The sequence below is a fragment of the Pseudomonas sp. Tul2A7 genome (assembly GCF_054790505.1).
In genome coordinates, this window is record NZ_CP186499.1 from 5,403,205 (window position 1) to 5,419,101 (window position 15,897).

General features: G+C 61.2%; 13 protein-coding genes. 8 read left to right on the plus strand and 5 right to left on the minus strand.

Translation table 11 applies throughout. From position 1 onward, the window contains the following. The first annotated feature begins 71 nt into the window (after positions 1-71). The 3 genes from xylF (at position 72) to ACOYXJ_RS24150 (ending at position 3,933) form a co-directional block, all read left to right on the plus strand. Positions 72-1,073, plus strand: coding sequence for a D-xylose ABC transporter substrate-binding protein (gene xylF / locus ACOYXJ_RS24140; protein WP_102899781.1), 1,002 nt, complete (start codon positions 72-74; stop codon positions 1,071-1,073). A gap of 166 nt (positions 1,074-1,239) precedes the next feature. Next, positions 1,240-2,796: a D-xylose ABC transporter ATP-binding protein gene (gene xylG / locus ACOYXJ_RS24145; RefSeq protein WP_460371911.1), complete on the plus strand. Its 1,557-nt coding sequence runs from the start codon at positions 1,240-1,242 to the stop codon at positions 2,794-2,796. After that, on the plus strand, positions 2,797-3,933 hold the full coding sequence (locus tag ACOYXJ_RS24150; protein ID WP_110718360.1) for a sugar ABC transporter permease: 1,137 nt from the start codon (positions 2,797-2,799) through the stop codon (positions 3,931-3,933). A gap of 10 nt (positions 3,934-3,943) precedes the next feature. Here ACOYXJ_RS24150 and ACOYXJ_RS24155 read toward each other — a convergent pair whose 3' ends face one another. Together ACOYXJ_RS24155 and ACOYXJ_RS24160 are read right to left on the minus strand one after the other, a co-directional pair. Beyond that, positions 3,944-4,867, minus strand: coding sequence for a LysR family transcriptional regulator (locus tag ACOYXJ_RS24155; RefSeq protein WP_223026790.1), 924 nt, complete (start codon positions 4,865-4,867; stop codon positions 3,944-3,946). Positions 4,868-4,961: 94 nt separating this feature from the next. Further along, positions 4,962-6,161, minus strand: coding sequence for an MFS transporter (locus tag ACOYXJ_RS24160; RefSeq protein WP_460371914.1), 1,200 nt, complete (start codon positions 6,159-6,161; stop codon positions 4,962-4,964). Between the two features lie 295 nt (positions 6,162-6,456). Here ACOYXJ_RS24160 and ACOYXJ_RS24165 point away from each other — a divergent pair, with 295 nt between their 5' ends. The 5 genes from ACOYXJ_RS24165 to ACOYXJ_RS24185 all read left to right on the plus strand — a co-directional run bounded on the left by ACOYXJ_RS24165 (position 6,457) and on the right by ACOYXJ_RS24185 (position 12,932). Beyond that, positions 6,457-7,737 (plus strand): c-type cytochrome, encoded by a 1,281-nt coding sequence (locus tag ACOYXJ_RS24165; RefSeq protein ID WP_460371916.1) that lies wholly within the window; start codon positions 6,457-6,459, stop codon positions 7,735-7,737. Continuing rightward, entirely contained in the window at positions 7,734-8,207 is a 474-nt protein-coding gene (locus ACOYXJ_RS24170; protein WP_460371918.1) for a (2Fe-2S)-binding protein, read from the plus strand. Before ACOYXJ_RS24165 ends, ACOYXJ_RS24170 begins: the two co-directional genes overlap by 4 nt. Further along, complete coding sequence (locus ACOYXJ_RS24175; protein ID WP_460371920.1) at positions 8,204-10,438, plus strand: xanthine dehydrogenase family protein molybdopterin-binding subunit; 2,235 nt, start codon at positions 8,204-8,206, stop codon at positions 10,436-10,438. Before ACOYXJ_RS24170 ends, ACOYXJ_RS24175 begins: the two co-directional genes overlap by 4 nt. A 170-nt stretch (positions 10,439-10,608) precedes the next feature. After that, positions 10,609-11,721, plus strand: coding sequence for an alkene reductase (locus ACOYXJ_RS24180; RefSeq protein ID WP_460371922.1), 1,113 nt, complete (start codon positions 10,609-10,611; stop codon positions 11,719-11,721). A 251-nt stretch (positions 11,722-11,972) separates the two neighbouring features. Then, on the plus strand, positions 11,973-12,932 hold the full coding sequence (locus ACOYXJ_RS24185) for an EamA family transporter (protein WP_460371924.1): 960 nt from the start codon (positions 11,973-11,975) through the stop codon (positions 12,930-12,932). Positions 12,933-12,961: 29 nt separating this feature from the next. On the opposite strand, the gene ACOYXJ_RS24190 is transcribed toward ACOYXJ_RS24185, so the two are convergent. From ACOYXJ_RS24190 to ACOYXJ_RS24200, 3 genes are all read right to left on the minus strand, one after another. Continuing rightward, entirely contained in the window at positions 12,962-13,891 is a 930-nt protein-coding gene (locus ACOYXJ_RS24190) for a ZIP family metal transporter (RefSeq protein ID WP_460371925.1), read from the minus strand. A gap of 63 nt (positions 13,892-13,954) precedes the next feature. Then, the gene (locus tag ACOYXJ_RS24195; protein WP_460371927.1) at positions 13,955-14,203 is read right to left on the minus strand and encodes a hypothetical protein; all 249 of its coding nucleotides are present in this window, start codon (positions 14,201-14,203) and stop codon (positions 13,955-13,957) included. A gap of 203 nt (positions 14,204-14,406) precedes the next feature. Continuing rightward, the gene (locus ACOYXJ_RS24200) at positions 14,407-15,897 is read right to left on the minus strand and encodes an aldehyde dehydrogenase (RefSeq protein WP_460371929.1); all 1,491 of its coding nucleotides are present in this window, start codon (positions 15,895-15,897) and stop codon (positions 14,407-14,409) included.

A 15,897-nucleotide genomic window follows, 5' to 3' on the forward strand; every position in this document is an offset into this window, starting at 1 on the left:
CTACAGTTTTACCAGCCCGATACTCATCGTCAGGCCGTGTCTTTCCAACAACAATAAAAGGACGCCCCACTATGAAGAACGTAAAACGTACGCTATTGGCCACTGCCCTGGCGCTGCTGTCACTGCCGGTGATGGCTGACGCTGCCCACCCGAAAATCGGTTTCTCCATTGATGACCTGCGTCTGGAACGCTGGTCGCGTGACCGTGACTACTTCGTCGCGGCGGCTGAAAAAATGGACGCCAAGGTCTTCGTACAGTCGGCCGATGCCAACGAGCAGAAGCAGATTTCGCAGATCGAAAACCTGATTTCCCGGGGTGTCGATGTCATCGTCATCGTGCCGTTCAACGCCACGGTGCTGACCAACGCGGTGGCCGAAGCGAAGAAAGCCGGGATCAAAGTCGTGTCCTATGATCGGCTGATTCTCAACGCCGATGTCGACGCCTACATTTCCTTCGATAACGAAAAGGTCGGCGAGATGCAGGCCAGCGGCGTACTGAAGGCTGCGCCCAAGGGCAATTACTTTTTGCTAGGTGGTGCGCCCACCGACAACAACGCCAAGATCCTGCGTGAAGGCCAGATGAAAGTGCTGCAACCGGCCATCGACAAGGGCGATATCAAGATTGTCGGCCAACAGTGGGTGAAGGAATGGAACCCGACCGAAGCGCTGAGCATTGTTGAAAACGCCCTGACCCGCAACGACAACAAAATCGACGGCATCGTCGCCTCCAACGACGCCACGGCCGGTGGCGCGATCCAGGCACTGGCGGCGCAGCAACTGGCCGGAAAAGTGCCGATTTCCGGGCAGGATGCTGACCTCGCAGCGGTCAAACGCGTTATCGCCGGCACGCAAACCATGACCGTGTACAAACCGCTGAAACTGATCGCCAGCGAAGCGGCCAAGCTCTCGGTGCAACTGGCGCGCAACGAAAAACCCGCCTTCAGTTCGCAGTACGACAACGGCAGCAAAAAAGTCGACACCATCCTGCTCACACCAACCCCGTTGACCAAGGACAACATAGACCTGCTCGAACAGGACGGCTTCTACACCAAGGCGCAAATTGCCGGGAAGTGATGACATCACAAATCTCCGGTGATGCGAAAACCCTTGTGGGAGCGAGCTTGCTCGCGAAGGCGGTGTGTCAGTCAACTAAGCATTGTCTGAACTGACGCTTTCGCGAGCAGGCTCGCTGCCACACAGGTTCAGTGGTGTGTGAGTCTTTGATATACGAGCCCTGTCCATGTCCGACTATCTGCTGCAAATGAACGGCATCGTCAAAACCTTCGGCGGTGTCAAAGCACTCAACGGCATCGACATCAAGGTCCGACCCGGCGAGTGCGTTGGCCTGTGCGGCGAGAATGGCGCCGGCAAATCCACGCTGATGAAAATCCTTTCGGCGGTTTACCCCCACGGCACCTGGGACGGTGAAATCCTCTGGGACGGGCAACCGCTCAGGGCGCAATCGATCAGTGAAACGGAAGCCGCCGGTATCGTCATCATTCACCAGGAGCTGACGCTGGTGCCCGATCTGTCGGTGGCCGAAAACATTTTCATGGGCCATGAATTGACGCTGCCCGGCGGACGCATGAATTACCCGGCGATGATCCACCGCGCCGAAGCCCTGATGCGTGAATTGAAAGTCCCCGACATGAACGTCTCGCTGCCGGTTTCGCAGTACGGCGGCGGCTATCAGCAACTGGTGGAAATCGCCAAGGCTCTGAATAAAAAAGCCCGGCTGCTGATCCTCGACGAGCCGTCATCAGCCTTGAGCCGTTCGGAAATCGAGGTGTTGCTCGATATCATCCGCGACCTCAAAGCCAAAGGCGTTGCCTGCGTCTACATCTCGCACAAGCTCGATGAAGTGGCCGCCGTGTGCGACACCATTTCGGTGATCCGCGACGGCAAACACATCGCCACCACCGCCATGGCCGACATGGACATTGCGCAGATCATCACGCAGATGGTCGGACGGGAAATGAGCAACCTCTACCCCAGCGAGCCACACGATATTGGCGAGGTGATTTTCGAGGCCCGGCACATCACCTGCTACGACGTCGACAACCCCAAGCGCAAACGGGTCGACGACATTTCCTTCGTGCTCAAACGCGGGGAAATCCTCGGCATCGCTGGGCTGGTCGGCGCTGGCCGCACCGAACTGGTGACCGCACTGTTCGGCGCTTACCCCGGCCGCTATGAGGGCGAAGTCTGGCTGGACGGGCAGCCCATCGACACCCGCACGCCGCTCAAGTCCATCCGCGCCGGCCTGTGCCTGGTGCCCGAGGACCGCAAGCGCCAAGGCATCATTCCCGATCTGGGCGTCGGCCAGAACATCACCCTCGCCGTGCTGGACAACTACTCAAAACTGACCCGCATCGATGCCGAAGCCGAACTGGGCAGCATCGATAAGGAAATTTCGCGCCTGCACCTCAAGACCGCCAGCCCTTTTCTGCCGATCACCAGCCTGTCGGGTGGCAATCAACAAAAAGCCGTCCTGGCAAAGATGCTGCTGGCCAAACCCCGAGTGCTGATTCTCGATGAGCCGACCCGAGGCGTGGACGTCGGCGCCAAATACGAAATCTATAAATTGATGGGCGCGCTGGCCGCCGCCGGCGTGTCGATCATCATGGTCTCGTCGGAACTGGCCGAAGTGCTCGGCGTGTCCGACCGCGTGCTAGTGATCGGCGAAGGTCAGTTGCGTGGCGACTTCGTCAACCATGAATTGACGCAGGAACAGGTGCTCGCCGCCGCCCTCAGCCAGTCTGGCAGCCATAACAATAATGATCGGAAATCTGCGTAAATGAATCAGGTCAAACAACTGTTCACTCGCTACAAAATGCTCGCGCTGGTGTTTGCCGTGGTGTTGATCTGGCTGTTCTTCAGCTGGCAGACCGAGGGCGGATTTCTGACCCCGCGCAACCTTTCCAATCTGCTACGGCAGATGTCGATTACCGGCATTCTCGCCTGCGGCATGGTGCTGGTGATCATCAGCGGCGAGATCGATTTGTCAGTCGGCTCATTGCTCGGTCTGCTCGGTGGCCTCGCGGCGATTCTCGATGTGGTCTATCACATTCCGTTGCTGGCGAATCTGAGCCTGGTCGCCCTGTGCGGCCTGATGATCGGCCTCGCCAACGGCTACATGACGGCTTATCTGCGCATACCCTCGTTCATCGTCGGTCTGGGCGGCATGTTGGCGTTCCGCGGGATTTTGCTGGGGATTACCGGCGGCACGACCATCGCGCCGGTGTCGCCGGAGCTGGTCTACATTGGCCAGGGTTACTTGCCCCATGCGATTGGCACCGGCCTTGGCGTTCTGCTGTTTGCGCTGACGGTATTCCTGACCTGGAAACAACGGCGTAATCGCGCCCTGCACGGCCTTGCGGCGCATTCGTTGGTGCGTGATGTTATCCGCGTGTTGGTGATCGGCGCCGTGCTCGCCGGTTTTGTACAGACGCTCAACAGCTACGACGGCATTCCCGTGCCGGTCCTGTTGCTGCTGATTTTGCTGGGCGTGTTCAGCTACGTCACCAGTCAGACCGTGTTCGGCCGCCGCGTGTATGCCGTGGGCAGCAATATGGAAGCGACACGCCTGTCCGGGATCAATGTGCAGGCGGTGAAGCTATGGATCTTCGGGATCATGGGCGTGATGTGCGCCCTCGCCGGCGTGGTCAATACCGCGCGCCTGGCCGCCGGTTCGCCTTCGGCCGGGAGCATGGGTGAACTCGACGCCATCGCCGCGTGCTTTATCGGCGGCACCTCCATGCGCGGCGGTTCCGGCACGGTGTACGGCGCCCTCCTCGGCGCGCTGGTCATCACCAGCCTGGACAACGGCATGTCGATGCTCGACGTCGACAGTTACTGGCAGATGATCGTCAAGGGCAGCATTCTGGTGTTGGCGGTTTGGGTGGATGTCAGTACGCGCACCGGGCGCCGTTGAGCTGCCGGCATCACGCGGCGGGCGTGGTTGCGGGCGCCGGGCTGAGAATTTCCATCAGGAAATCGATAAACACATTGATCCGGCTCGACCCACGGTGATTGGGTAAATACAACGCGTTGATGCACGTGCTGGCACTGCCGGGATTGACCTCGTACTGCTCAAGCAATCGGGTCAACCGGCCGGCTGCGACGTCGTCGCGCACCAGCCAGTCAGCCAGCAGCGTTACCCCGCCGCCGCCGATGGCGGCTTCGCGCAGGATGTCGGCGTTATTGCTTTGCAGGCGCCCATGGACATTGAGCTGAATGGGCGCGTCTTCATTCTGAAAGGTCCAGTGCTGGTGGGTGCCGCCGTAATCGAAACGCAGGCACTGATGCTCAAGCAAATCCCGTGGATGACAGAGCGCCGCGCTACGCGCCAGATACGCCGGACTGGCTACCACCCAGCGTTCAAACTGCCCCACGCGTTTGCTGACAATGTCTTCACTGACCACCGACGATCCGAGCCGCACGGAAACATCGATCTGCTCGCTGAGCAGGTCGCTGACTTGATCGCTCAGCGACAGACTGATCTCCAGGCCCGGATGCCGCTCAAGCAAGCGGCTCAGGTGCGGCGCGATCAGGCGTCGGCCGAACTCCACCGGCACGCTGATGCGCAGACGGCCCTGCGCTTCGGCGCCACGATCGGCGACAACGGCATCGGCTTCGTCGATCGCGTCGAGAATCGCCACGGCTTTTTCGAAATAGGTCTGGCCGGCAACGGTCACGCTGGTATTGCGCGTGGTGCGATTGAGCAGGCTCGCGCCCAGCTCGTGTTCCAGCCCGGCCACTTGCCGTGTCACTGACGACGTGGATATCCCGAGTTTGCGCGCTGCCGAGGAATAGCCCCCGCAGCGCACGGTTTCCACAAACATCTTCAGTGCCAGCAACTTGTCCATAAGCGGGGTCCGGTCGAGAGGGAACGCGGATGATTGTGCATCACTGTTCGCCCTTCGTCTTGTGCCGCCGTGCTCGCCCGCACCTGCTGGATGTTCAGACATCGGCCTTGCGGCTCAGGAACAGCCCGAGCGCCAGCGCTGGCAGCAGCGCCACCGCGACGGCGGACAGGTTCCAGCCGAAGTGCTCGTACAGGGGACTGGCGACCAGCGAACCCACGGCGCCGCCGACGAAAATGCTGGTCATGTACACGGCATTCAGACGCGCACGGCTGTGGGGATCGAGGGCGTACACCTCACGCTGGCCGAGCACCATGTTCAATTGCACGGCGAAATCCAGCAGCACCGCGCACACCACCAGCCAGACATAGCCACTGCCCGGGAGTGCGGCGATCAACAGCGAAACCGGCGCCAGCAACAACGCGACCAGCGTGCCGCGACGACCATGCCCGGCATCCGCCAGACGCCCGGCAATCGGCGCTGCAATGGCACCCACCGCACCGACCAGCGCGAAGATCGCCACGTGGGCCTGAGTGAAGCCGTGGTGACGCATCAGTTCAATCGGCGCGAGGGTCCAGAACAGACTGAAACTGGCAAACAGCAAACCCTGATACAGCGAGCGCTGACGCAACAGCGGATAGCGCCGGGCCAAGGCAAACACCGAACCGATCAGCGCAGCGTAAGAGGCCTTATGCATCGGCAGTCGACGCGGCAGTGCCACAGCGGTAATCAGAGCGATGACGGCCATCAGGGCTGATGCGCTGTAAAACACTCCGCGCCAGCCGAACACTTCAACCAACAGGCTCGACAGTGGCCGCGACAACAGAATCCCCAGCAGCAGACCGCTCATGATATTGCCGACAACGCGGCCACGGCTGGCCTCGGGCGCCAGGTGCGCCGCCAGCGGCACAAGGATCTGCACAGCCACCGACGTCAGACCGATGAGCAAAGACAACACCAGGAACATCGACGGTGAATGGGTCAGCCCGGCGCACAACAGCGTGACGCTCGCCGCCAGGGTGAAACCGACCACCAGCCGGCGGTTTTCCATCAGGTCGGCCAGCGGTACCAACAGCAACAGGCCCAGCGCGTAACCAAACTGCGTGAGCGAAACGATCAGGCTGGCATTGGCGCTGGACAGACCGATCTGCGGTGCAATCAGTTCGACGATTGGCTGCGCGTAATAAAGATTGGCCACGACCGCGCCACAGCAGAATGCCAGGAACGCGACCATCAGGCCGGAAAGTGAAGTTGGCTGTTCGGCATTCGCCGCAACGGCCGGATTGCCCGTAAGCATGATGACACCTCATTGAGTTCAGGAAAGTGCTGCCAAGGCTACGGCCCTGTGGTGATCCACAGAATCCACGCGGCGGGCAATGCACTGATGCGTCCGGCGCAACGGCGCAGGTGTTGCTTCTCGCGCAACGCGCTGTTGCGTGCGCCGCTGATTCTCCGACGCTGGTGGTTTCTCTACGCTTTGGCCCCTGGCGCTGTCGTTCCCAGCGGCGCCCTTCCCTGGCTGTTACAAGGAGCGTTGTCATGACCCGTATCCCATCCATTCTGCGATTGCCTGCCGCGTTTTTCTCCGTCCCATGAACAGTTCATTTCTGAAGTCCAGAACGCTATGGATCAGCGTGGCAGTCGTCGCCGTGCTCGGCCTGATCGGCGCCGTTTGGCTGATGTGGCGCCCGGCAATTGCGCCGATCGAGCGCCCGACGCTGTTCGAGACTGCGCAGTTGCAACGCGGGGCGCGGGTGGTGGAGGCCGGCGATTGTGCGGTGTGCCATACCCGTCCCGGTGGCGAACATCTGGCCGGCGGGCTGCCGCTGGTAACGCCGTTCGGCACGCTGTACAGCACCAACATCACCCCGGATGTAGAAACCGGCATCGGCCAATGGTCGCTGCCGGCCTTCGAGCGGGCGATGCGTCAGGGCGTTGCTCGCGATGGTCACTTGCTTTATCCGGCGTTCCCCTACGTGCACTACCGGCGCATGAGCGCAGCAGACATCGCCGACGCCTACGCCTACTTGATGAGCGGCCCCGCCGTGCACGCGCCGGCCGAGCAGAACCAGATGAATTTCCCGATGAACATTCGCCCGTTGGTGTCGTTCTGGAACCTGCTGTTCCTGCACGGTGAACCACTGACGCCGATGGCGGGGCGCAGCGAGGCGTGGAATCGCGGGCGCTATCTGGTCGACGGTCCGGGCCATTGCGCCGGCTGCCATTCGCCGCTGAACCTGATCGGCGCGGAAAAATCTTCGGAATATCTACAGGGCGGCAGCGTTGACGGCTGGCAAGCGCCGATGCTGGTCGGTATGGGCCAACGCAGCAACCCGTGGAGTCGCGCGCAACTGGTGAGCTATCTGCGCGCCGAGATCGTCGATGGCCACGGCACACCCGCCGGGCCGATGCGTCCGGTCAGCTTGAGTCTGGCGCGCTTGCCCGCCAGTGAAGCCGAGGCGATTGCCGAGTATCTGCTCAGTCTGGAAAACCCGCGTTCGGTGACAGAGACGACGGCGAAGACGCCTGCCAGTGAATCGGCAGACCACTCGACCGGCGCCCTGCTCTTCAGCAGCGCCTGCGCCGGCTGCCATGGCCCGGCGGCACCGATGCGCACCATTGATGGTCGCCCGGGCCTGCAAAACACCTCGGCGCTGCAAGCGACCAGTTCGCGCAACTTCCTCAAAACCGTGCTTGAAGGGTTGCCCGCCACACCCGGATCGCCCGGCCCGCTGATGCCTGCGTTCGCCGCCAGCCTCGACAACGCGCAACTCGGCGCACTGGCCGCGTATCTGCGTCAGCAAACCCGCCCCGATCAGCCGTGGGCCGACCTCTCTTCCACTATTGAAGCGTTACGTCAGGAGACGAAATGAGCCAGATCACTCTCAACGTCAACGGAGCCGCGCAACCGCTTGAGCTGGAGCCGGACATGCCGCTGTTGTATGCGCTGCGCAATCACTTGAACCTCAACGGCGCCAAATACGGTTGCGGTCTCGGTCAGTGCGGCGCCTGCACAGTGATCGTCGATGATCGACCGGTGTTCGCCTGCCTGACGCCCTGCGCCGGTCTCGAAGGCAAAAAAATCCGCACCGTGGAAAGCCTCGGCAGCGCGGAACAACCCGGCGCTCTGCAAGCTGCGTTCATCGAGAAACAGGCTGCGCAATGCGGTTACTGCATTGCCGGCATGCTGATGCGCGCGCAGGCGTTGCTTGAGCGTAATCGACACCCGGATGAGGCAACCATTCGCGAGCACATGGCCGGTAATCTGTGCCGCTGCGGTACGCATTTGCGGATCATCGAGGCGATCAAACAGGTGGCCGGGCACAACGGGAGCCTGACATGAGCGAGTCGAATGAATTGAACCCGAGCCGACGCGCCTTCCTGCGCGGCGGTGCGTTGCTGATGGCGTTCACCCTGATGCCGGTGGCACGACGGGTGTTGGCGGATACGGAAGTCGATACGCTCGGCACCGTGGTCCTCGCGCCCGATCTCCCCGGAAGCCTGCGCACCAACCCGTTTCTCGACGCCTGGATCCGCATCGGCGCCGACGGCATTACCGTCTACACCGGCAAGGTCGAATTGGGTACCGGGGTGAAAACCGCGCTGCTGCAAATCGCCGCCGAGCGTTTGCAGGTGCCGGCGACCTCCATCAACCTGCTCACCGCCGACACCGCGCTGACGCCCAACGAAGGCTACACCGCCGGCAGCCACAGCATTTTCGACAGCGGTACCGCGTTGTATAACGCCGCCGCGCAGGTGCGCGAAATGCTCGTCGATGCCGCCGCGCGTAGTTGGCAGGTCGATGCGGCGCTGCTCGGCACCCGCGACGGGGTGATCGAAGGCCCGGCCGCTCAGCGGATGAGTTACGCCGACGCGGTCAAACATGTCGATGTGCATCAATATGCCAAGGCGCAGTCACCGACGATGGCCGCCGCTGACTTCAAACTCATCGGCCATTCGTTGCCGCGCCTCGACATCCCGGCGAAGGTCAGCGGTGGCGCAGCATTCGTCCAGGACATGCGCCTGCCGGGCATGCTGCATGCGCGGGTGATCCGCCCGCCTCGTCCGGGCTGCACGTTGCAAGCATTCGACGCGGCGTCCATCGAAACGCTGGCTGGGGTGGTCAAGGTGATCCGCGACGGCAACTACCTGGCGGTGGTCGCCGGTGATGAGTGGCAAGCAATCAAAGCCATGCGCCGTGCCAACGAGGTGGCGCAATGGAGCGAGGGCGAAGCGATCCCCGAGGCGGCCGAGATTCATGGCTTGCTCAAACGCCTGCCCTCACGGCGCTATCCGATCAGCCACAACGGCACGCCGAGCGGCGCGGCCGACACGCGTTTTCAGGCGCGGGTCACCAAGCAATATCTGATGCATGGCTCGATCGGCCCGTCTTGCGCGGTGGCCTGGTTCAAGGACGGCACGCTCACCGTCTGGACCCACACCCAAGGCGTTTACCCGCTGCGTGCCGGCATTGCCGAAATGCTCGATCTGCCGCCTGAGCGGGTGCGCTGTATTCATACCGAAGGCTCAGGGTGCTACGGACATAACGGCGCCGATGATGCCGCCGCCGATGCGGCATTGATTGCCCTGCGCGTGCCCGGGACGCCAGTGCGCGTGCAATGGATGCGCGAACAGGAAAATCTTTGGGAGCCGTATAGCTCGGCGATGGTCACCGAAGTCGACGCTGGCCTTAGCCACGGCCGCCTGCAGGATTGGGCCTACGAACTCTGGACCACGCCGCACAACGAACGCATCGTCAACGCCGGGCGCCTGTTGCCGGCACGCTTGCTCGCGCGGCCCTTCGCCTCGGCGCCATCCGTGCCGATCGCCCAGCCCGAAGGCGATGGTGATCGCAACGCGGTGCCGCTGTACGAGTTGAATTCGAAGCGCATCAACATGACCTTCGTCACCGAAATGCCCTTTCGCACCTCGGCCATGCGTTCGCTGGGTGCGCACATCAATATCTTCGCCATCGAGGCGAGTATCGACGAGCTGGCGATCAGGGCCGGCATCGACGCGGTCGCCTTGCGTCTAGCCCATCTCAGCGACCCGCGTGCTCGCGCGGTGGTAGAACGTGTGCGTGATGAGATCGGTTGGCCGCAAAAAAGCAACGAGCCCGGCGCCGGTATCGGTTTCGCCTTTGCCCGCTACAAAAACATCATGGGTTACTGCGCCATCGCGGTGAAACTTCGAGTGCATCCGCAGACCGGCGAGATTCGCATCGATCACGTGGTGACGGCAGTGGACGTCGGCCAGATCGTCAGCCCCGATGGCCTGCGCAATCAGGTCGAGGGCGGCATCGTGCAGTCCGCGAGCTGGACCCTGTATGAAAAAGTCGCCTACGACGCCGGGGGCGTTCGCAGTTACGACTGGAGCGGTTATCCGATTTTGCGTTTCACGCAGCTACCGAAAAAAGTCGATGTGCATTTGCTCGATCAGCCGGGAGAACCGTTCCTCGGTGCCGCTGAAATCGTCCAGGGGCCGATGGCCGCTGCCCTTGGCAACGCCGTCGCCAACGCTACGGGCCGGCGCTGGCTGAACCTGCCGCTGACGCGCTCAAACCCACCCGCCTGAACCACGCCCGTGTTCATCGCTGATGAGCACGGGCGCCGTTGCGCCCTGCGCAAAACTGCGTAGCGCCGGTCACCGATTATCAGCCCCGCTGAGCGCGGTTAAGTTAGCGGCACTGGTTCGCGGCCCCGCTGCCGCGTTTGAATTTCCTTTATTGAAATCTGGAGCTACCCATGACTCGTCGTCTGTTCCAACCCCTCGCACTCGGCCCTTACACCCTCGCCCACCGCGTGGCGATGGCGCCGTTGACGCGCTCACGCGCCGGGCAACCGGGCGATGTGCCCACGCCAATGAACGCCGAGTACTACCGCCAGCGGGCCAGTGCCGCGCTGATCATCACCGAGGCCACACAAATCTCCCGGCAGGCTCAGGGTTACGCCTGGACGCCGGGCATCTACAGTCCTGAGCAAGTTGAGGCGTGGCGTGACGTCAGCGCCGCGGTGCATGAGGCCGGCGGGTTGATCTTCATGCAACTGTGGCACGTCGGCCGGGTGTCCCATCCGAGCTTTCAACCCGATGCCGGGCTGCCCGTTGCGCCGAGCGCGCTGCCGGTGCCTGGCAAGACGTTTATCGTCGATGAAAACGGTAACGGCGTCTGGGGTGATGTGCCGGTGCCACGTGCGCTGGAAACCGCGGAAATCGCCGGCATCGTCGAGGACTACCGCGTGGCCGCGCGCAACGCGCTGCAGGCGGGCATGGACGGTGTAGAGATTCATGCCGGTAACGGTTACCTGCTCGATCAGTTTCTTAACAGCAACAGTAATCAGCGTGACGATGCCTACGGCGGCAGCGTGGAGAATCGCGCGCGGTTTCTGCTGGAAGTGGTTGCGGCCGTGGCTGAAGAAGTCGGTGCCGAGCGGGTCGGCGTAAGACTGACGCCGATGGGGCGTTTCATGGGCATGGGTGACGACACTCCGGAGGCGACCTTCGGCCACCTCGTCGAAGCGCTCAACCAATGGAATCTGGCCTACCTGCACCTGGTTGAGCCGGCGATGGTCGGCACAGTCAAAGACGAGAACTTCGACCCGCGTTGGGACGCGATCATTGCCCAGTTGCGCAAAATCTGGAACGGCGTGCTGATCCTGGCGGGCGGCTATGACGCGCAATCTGCCGAACAGGCGCTGATTGCCGATCGTGCCGACATCATTGCGTTTGGCCGGCCGTTCCTGGCCAACCCTGACTTGCCGCGTCGGCTGCACGATGGCCTGGCGCTCAACGCGCCGGATCCGAGCAGCTTTTTCGGTGGGGATCAGCGTGGGTACATCGATTATCCATTTCATGCCTGAGGCAGACGACCCGCCTCTCATGAATGTGTAAATCCCTGGAAGCAGGGGCCTATGCGCCCCTGCCCTATCAAGTCATACGATCTCTGTGCTTAATCAAATAAGTAAAAATTCACCATAACCCCGAACATATGCGTAGCTGTGCGCTTTCAGGTCTATTGCCCGACGTCGCTGAATGCGATAAAACGATCTGGTTGTACGACAACCAAATAAAAACCAAGTCGTTCGAACGGCTAACAATCCTGAGATCTGCCATGCCTCGCCCTACCGCTACGCAAACCGTACCGCCGCCCTACCCCCGTTATCTGGCGGTGATCATTCTGTTGTGCATGGGCTGTGCGTTTGCCGGCAATCATGTGGCGGCGCGAGTCGCCTTTGATGATGGTGCGGGAGTGCTGCTGGCGATTTTGATGCGTTCCGGCGGGACTTTGCTGGTGCTCGCCATCCTGGTCCTGTGGCAAAGACAAAGCCTGCGCTTGCCGGCGGGTGCCTGGCGCTGGCAACTGTTGCTGGGGTTGCTGATCACTGCTCAGAGTCTGTGCCTTTACTCTGCTGTCGCACGGGTGCCGGTGGCGCTGGCCCTGCTGGTGGCGAACGTATTCCCTATTCTGCTGGCATTGCTCACCTGGGCGCTGGGTGGCCCGCGACCAAGCGCACGCACTGCGACGTTAATGGGTTTGATTCTATTGGGCCTGGTGTTTGTGCTGGATGTCCCCGGGCGTCTCTCGACCACGACGGACGTCAGTGCGCAATGGCTGACCGGCGTCGCGCTCGCATTCTGCGCCGCCAGCGTGTTCGCCTGCGCGCTGTGGATCACCGACCACAAACTGTCTCAGGTACGCGGCTCGGTGCGCAGTCTGCTGACCATTTTCACCGTGTTCAGCAGCGTCAATCTGGCGGGGCTGACGGGCGCCCTTCCCGGCGGATTGAACCTGCCCGCCACCTCGACCGGATGGCTGGCCCTCGCCACTTTGGTGGTGCTGTACGGCACAGGTTTTATCGTCCTGTTCATGTCGGTACCTCGCCTCGACATGCCGCGCAATGCGCCGGTCATGAACATCGAGCCATTGGCAACGCTGCTGATGGGCTGGATCGTGCTGGATCAGATGCTCAGTACAGGACAGATCTTCGGGGGAGTGATTGTGGTCATGGGCATCGTTTTGCTGACTTATCGTAAATCAGTGGTCAAGGCTGAAGTTAAAGCCAGTGCGTGAGGGTTTCTCTCCAGTGGTCAGGTTCGTGATTAACCCAAAGCAGTGTCGAGAAACATCATCACCCCAAAGCCGAGCATCAGTCCCAAGGTGGCCGGGGTCTCATGACCGTTGCGATGGGTTTCGGGAATGACCTCATGGGACACCACAAAAATCATCGCCCCGGCGGCCAGACCGAGCGCAATGGGATATCCCAAGGCAAAGCTGCTGGAAATACCCAGTCCGACAATCGCGCCAATCGGTTCCATCAACCCCGAACCCACTGCAATAAGCGCGGCGCGCAGTGCGGAGATGCCTGTCACGCGTAATGCCAGGGCGACTGCCAGACCTTCTGGAATATCTTGAATGGCGATGGCGGTAGTCAGCGGCAGTCCCACCTTCATATCGCCGTTGGCGAAGCTCACGCCAATGGCCATGCCTTCCGGCAGGTTATGCAGTGTGATTGCCAGCACGAACAACCAGACACGATTGATGCGCTGCGCGTCCGGCCCCCGGCGTCCGCTTTTCTCGTGTTCGTGAGGCACGAAACGATCAAGGCCGACCATCAGCGCAACGCCCAGTCCCAATCCTGCAACGACGACGCAGGCTGCGAGCAACTGATTACCGCAAAGCGCCTGAGCCGCTTCTATGCCCGGCAGAATCAGCGAAAACGAACTGGCGGCGAGCATCATCCCGGCGGCGAAGCCGAGCATGATGTCTTGGGTTCGGGCGGCGATGTCTCGCAACGCGATCGCTACGACAGCGCCCATTGCCGTGGCAGCGAAGCCGGTCATGCCACCGAGAAAGGCGAAGTGCAGGTTTTGTTTGTTGGCCCCGACGAAGGCGCCATACCCGCTGATCAGCAGGAAGACTGTCACGCCGATCAGAATTGACCAGAAGACGCGCCCGCCCCATCCAGACCCTGAGAAACGAGCGAACCAGGAGCGTGCTGGTGCGGCTGATGAGGTCAACGGCTCGGGCATGGAAACCTCCTTTTTGCTTGATTCGATCTTTTCAGCGGATGCGGATAACCAACGTACATGACCTCAATGGTAATCGTCTCCAGCGACTGCGCGCAGGTACGCGACGTCTGCTTCTCTGCGCAGGTCGCGCCACTCGTCCCAACTGAGCATGCCCAAGCGATCCATTTCATCCGATTGGCGCAGCAGTTCATCGTGATAGGCGTCTGGGCAGTCCATTCGCAATTCAAGGTTTTCCAGTGCACGTCGCCAGGCCGCCAAGGCGAGTAATTTGGTTTCTTGTGCGAATGTCAGTTGATTCTTGAACGCGTTCATTTCGCCCACCCTGAATATTTCCCGGTTGAGCGGCCGATTTCGAGTTAGGTTCAAAATGTCTGACGAAAAACGGATGGCTGAAAGCTTTCTGCTGACGTGGCCACCAACCCATCCATTTCATGGATTGGGTAACGGTATGCGGCAATCGCCCCGCCACTCAATCCAGTGGTCGGGGCGATGTGGTTTCTTGCATCAAAGCACTATCAGGAAGCATCAATCCAGATGGTTTTGATTTCAGTGTATTGGTCGTGCGCCCAGATCGACTTGTCGCGCCCGCCGAACCCCGACTCCTTGTAGCCGCCGAATGGCGTAGAGGCGTCGCCCTCTCCGAAGCAGTTCACCGTGACAATCCCGGCACGGATGCCACGCGAGAGTTTCAGGGCATGGCGCAAGTTGCCGGTGTAAGCCGATGCTGCCAGGCCGTAGGCCGTGTCGTTGGCCAACTCAATGGCTTCGTCAACGCTCTGGAAGGTGGTGACGCTTAGCACCGGGCCAAAGATTTCTTCCTGGAACAGACGGCTATCGCGACTCACACCGTCAACGATGGTGGGCTCGACGAAGATGTCGTCGCGGGTGTTTCCGCCCACCAACACGCTGAGGTTTTCGTCGCGGGCCACATCAAGGTAGGAGCGCACCTTGTCGAAATGCGCCTTGCTGATCATCGAGCCGAGGCGGTTCTCAGGATCCAGTGGATCACCCATTTTCCAGTCACCCAAATGCACCTGCACACGCTGCAACAGTTCATCCTTGACGTCGGCGTGCACGATCAGCCGCGATGAGGCCGAGCAGTTTTCACCCATGTTCCAGAACGCGCCATTTACCACGTGCTGAGCGACGAGGTCGATGTCTTCGACATCATTCATCACCACGGCCGGGTTCTTGCCGCCACATTCCAGCACGATGCGTTTCAGGTTCGATTCGCTGGAATATTTCAGGAACAGCCGCCCGGTATCTGTTGAACCGGTGAAGCTGACCATGGCCACATCCGGATGACGACCCAGCGGCTCACCGGCCTCCTTCCCTCCCCCGGGCACGACGTTGAACACGCCGGCGGGAATCCCCGCCTGATGCGCCAGTTCAGCGACGCGCAACGTGCTCAGCGTAGTTTCCTTGGCCGGTTTGACCACGATCGAACAGCCTGCGGCCAGCGATGGGCCGATTTTCCAGGCGAGCATCAGCAGCGGGAAGTTCCACGGCAACACCAGGCCGACAACCCCGATCGGTTCGCGCACGACCATGGTCACCGCACCAGAGCCGACCGGCGCCGTAGCGTCGTAGATCTTGTCGATCAGCTCGGCATGCCAACGCAACGTATGAATCGTTTCCGGCACGTCGATGTTCTGGCATTCACGAATCGGCTTGCCACTGTCCAGGCTTTCCAGCACCGCCAGTTCATGGGCGTTGTCTTCCAGCAATTGGGCAAAGCGCAGCAACACGGACTTGCGAGCGGACGGCGCCAGTGAATGCCAGCGTGCGTCGTCAAAGGCTTCCTTGGCCGCTGCAACGGCGGCATCGACGTCCTCGGCATTGCACGCGGCAATCTCGGTCAATACCTGTTCGGTGGCCGGGTTGGTCGTGGTGAATGTCTTGCCTGAGCGCGAGGCGCAAAACTGGCCGTTGATGAACGCTTGGTTGCGAAATTCGAGTTTCGCAGCCAGCTCGAGGTATTGTTCTTTACTCAGCAGGTCTGCCAT

Coding starts and splice junctions, on each gene's coding strand:
- ACOYXJ_RS24150 (WP_110718360.1), top strand. CDS start 2,797: ATGAATCAGGTCAAACAACTGTTCACTCGCTACAAAATGCTCGCGCTG.
- ACOYXJ_RS24180 (WP_460371922.1), top strand. CDS start 10,609: ATGACTCGTCGTCTGTTCCAACCCCTCGCACTCGGCCCTTACACCCTC.
- ACOYXJ_RS24190 (WP_460371925.1), bottom strand. CDS start 13,891: ATGCCCGAGCCGTTGACCTCATCAGCCGCACCAGCACGCTCCTGGTTC.
- ACOYXJ_RS24185 (WP_460371924.1), top strand. CDS start 11,973: ATGCCTCGCCCTACCGCTACGCAAACCGTACCGCCGCCCTACCCCCGT.
- xylF (WP_102899781.1), top strand. CDS start 72: ATGAAGAACGTAAAACGTACGCTATTGGCCACTGCCCTGGCGCTGCTG.
- ACOYXJ_RS24175 (WP_460371920.1), top strand. CDS start 8,204: ATGAGCGAGTCGAATGAATTGAACCCGAGCCGACGCGCCTTCCTGCGC.
- ACOYXJ_RS24195 (WP_460371927.1), bottom strand. CDS start 14,203: ATGAACGCGTTCAAGAATCAACTGACATTCGCACAAGAAACCAAATTA.
- ACOYXJ_RS24200 (WP_460371929.1), bottom strand. CDS start 15,897: ATGGCAGACCTGCTGAGTAAAGAACAATACCTCGAGCTGGCTGCGAAA.
- xylG (WP_460371911.1), top strand. CDS start 1,240: ATGTCCGACTATCTGCTGCAAATGAACGGCATCGTCAAAACCTTCGGC.
- ACOYXJ_RS24160 (WP_460371914.1), bottom strand. CDS start 6,161: ATGCTTACGGGCAATCCGGCCGTTGCGGCGAATGCCGAACAGCCAACT.
- ACOYXJ_RS24155 (WP_223026790.1), bottom strand. CDS start 4,867: ATGGACAAGTTGCTGGCACTGAAGATGTTTGTGGAAACCGTGCGCTGC.
- ACOYXJ_RS24165 (WP_460371916.1), top strand. CDS start 6,457: ATGAACAGTTCATTTCTGAAGTCCAGAACGCTATGGATCAGCGTGGCA.
- ACOYXJ_RS24170 (WP_460371918.1), top strand. CDS start 7,734: ATGAGCCAGATCACTCTCAACGTCAACGGAGCCGCGCAACCGCTTGAG.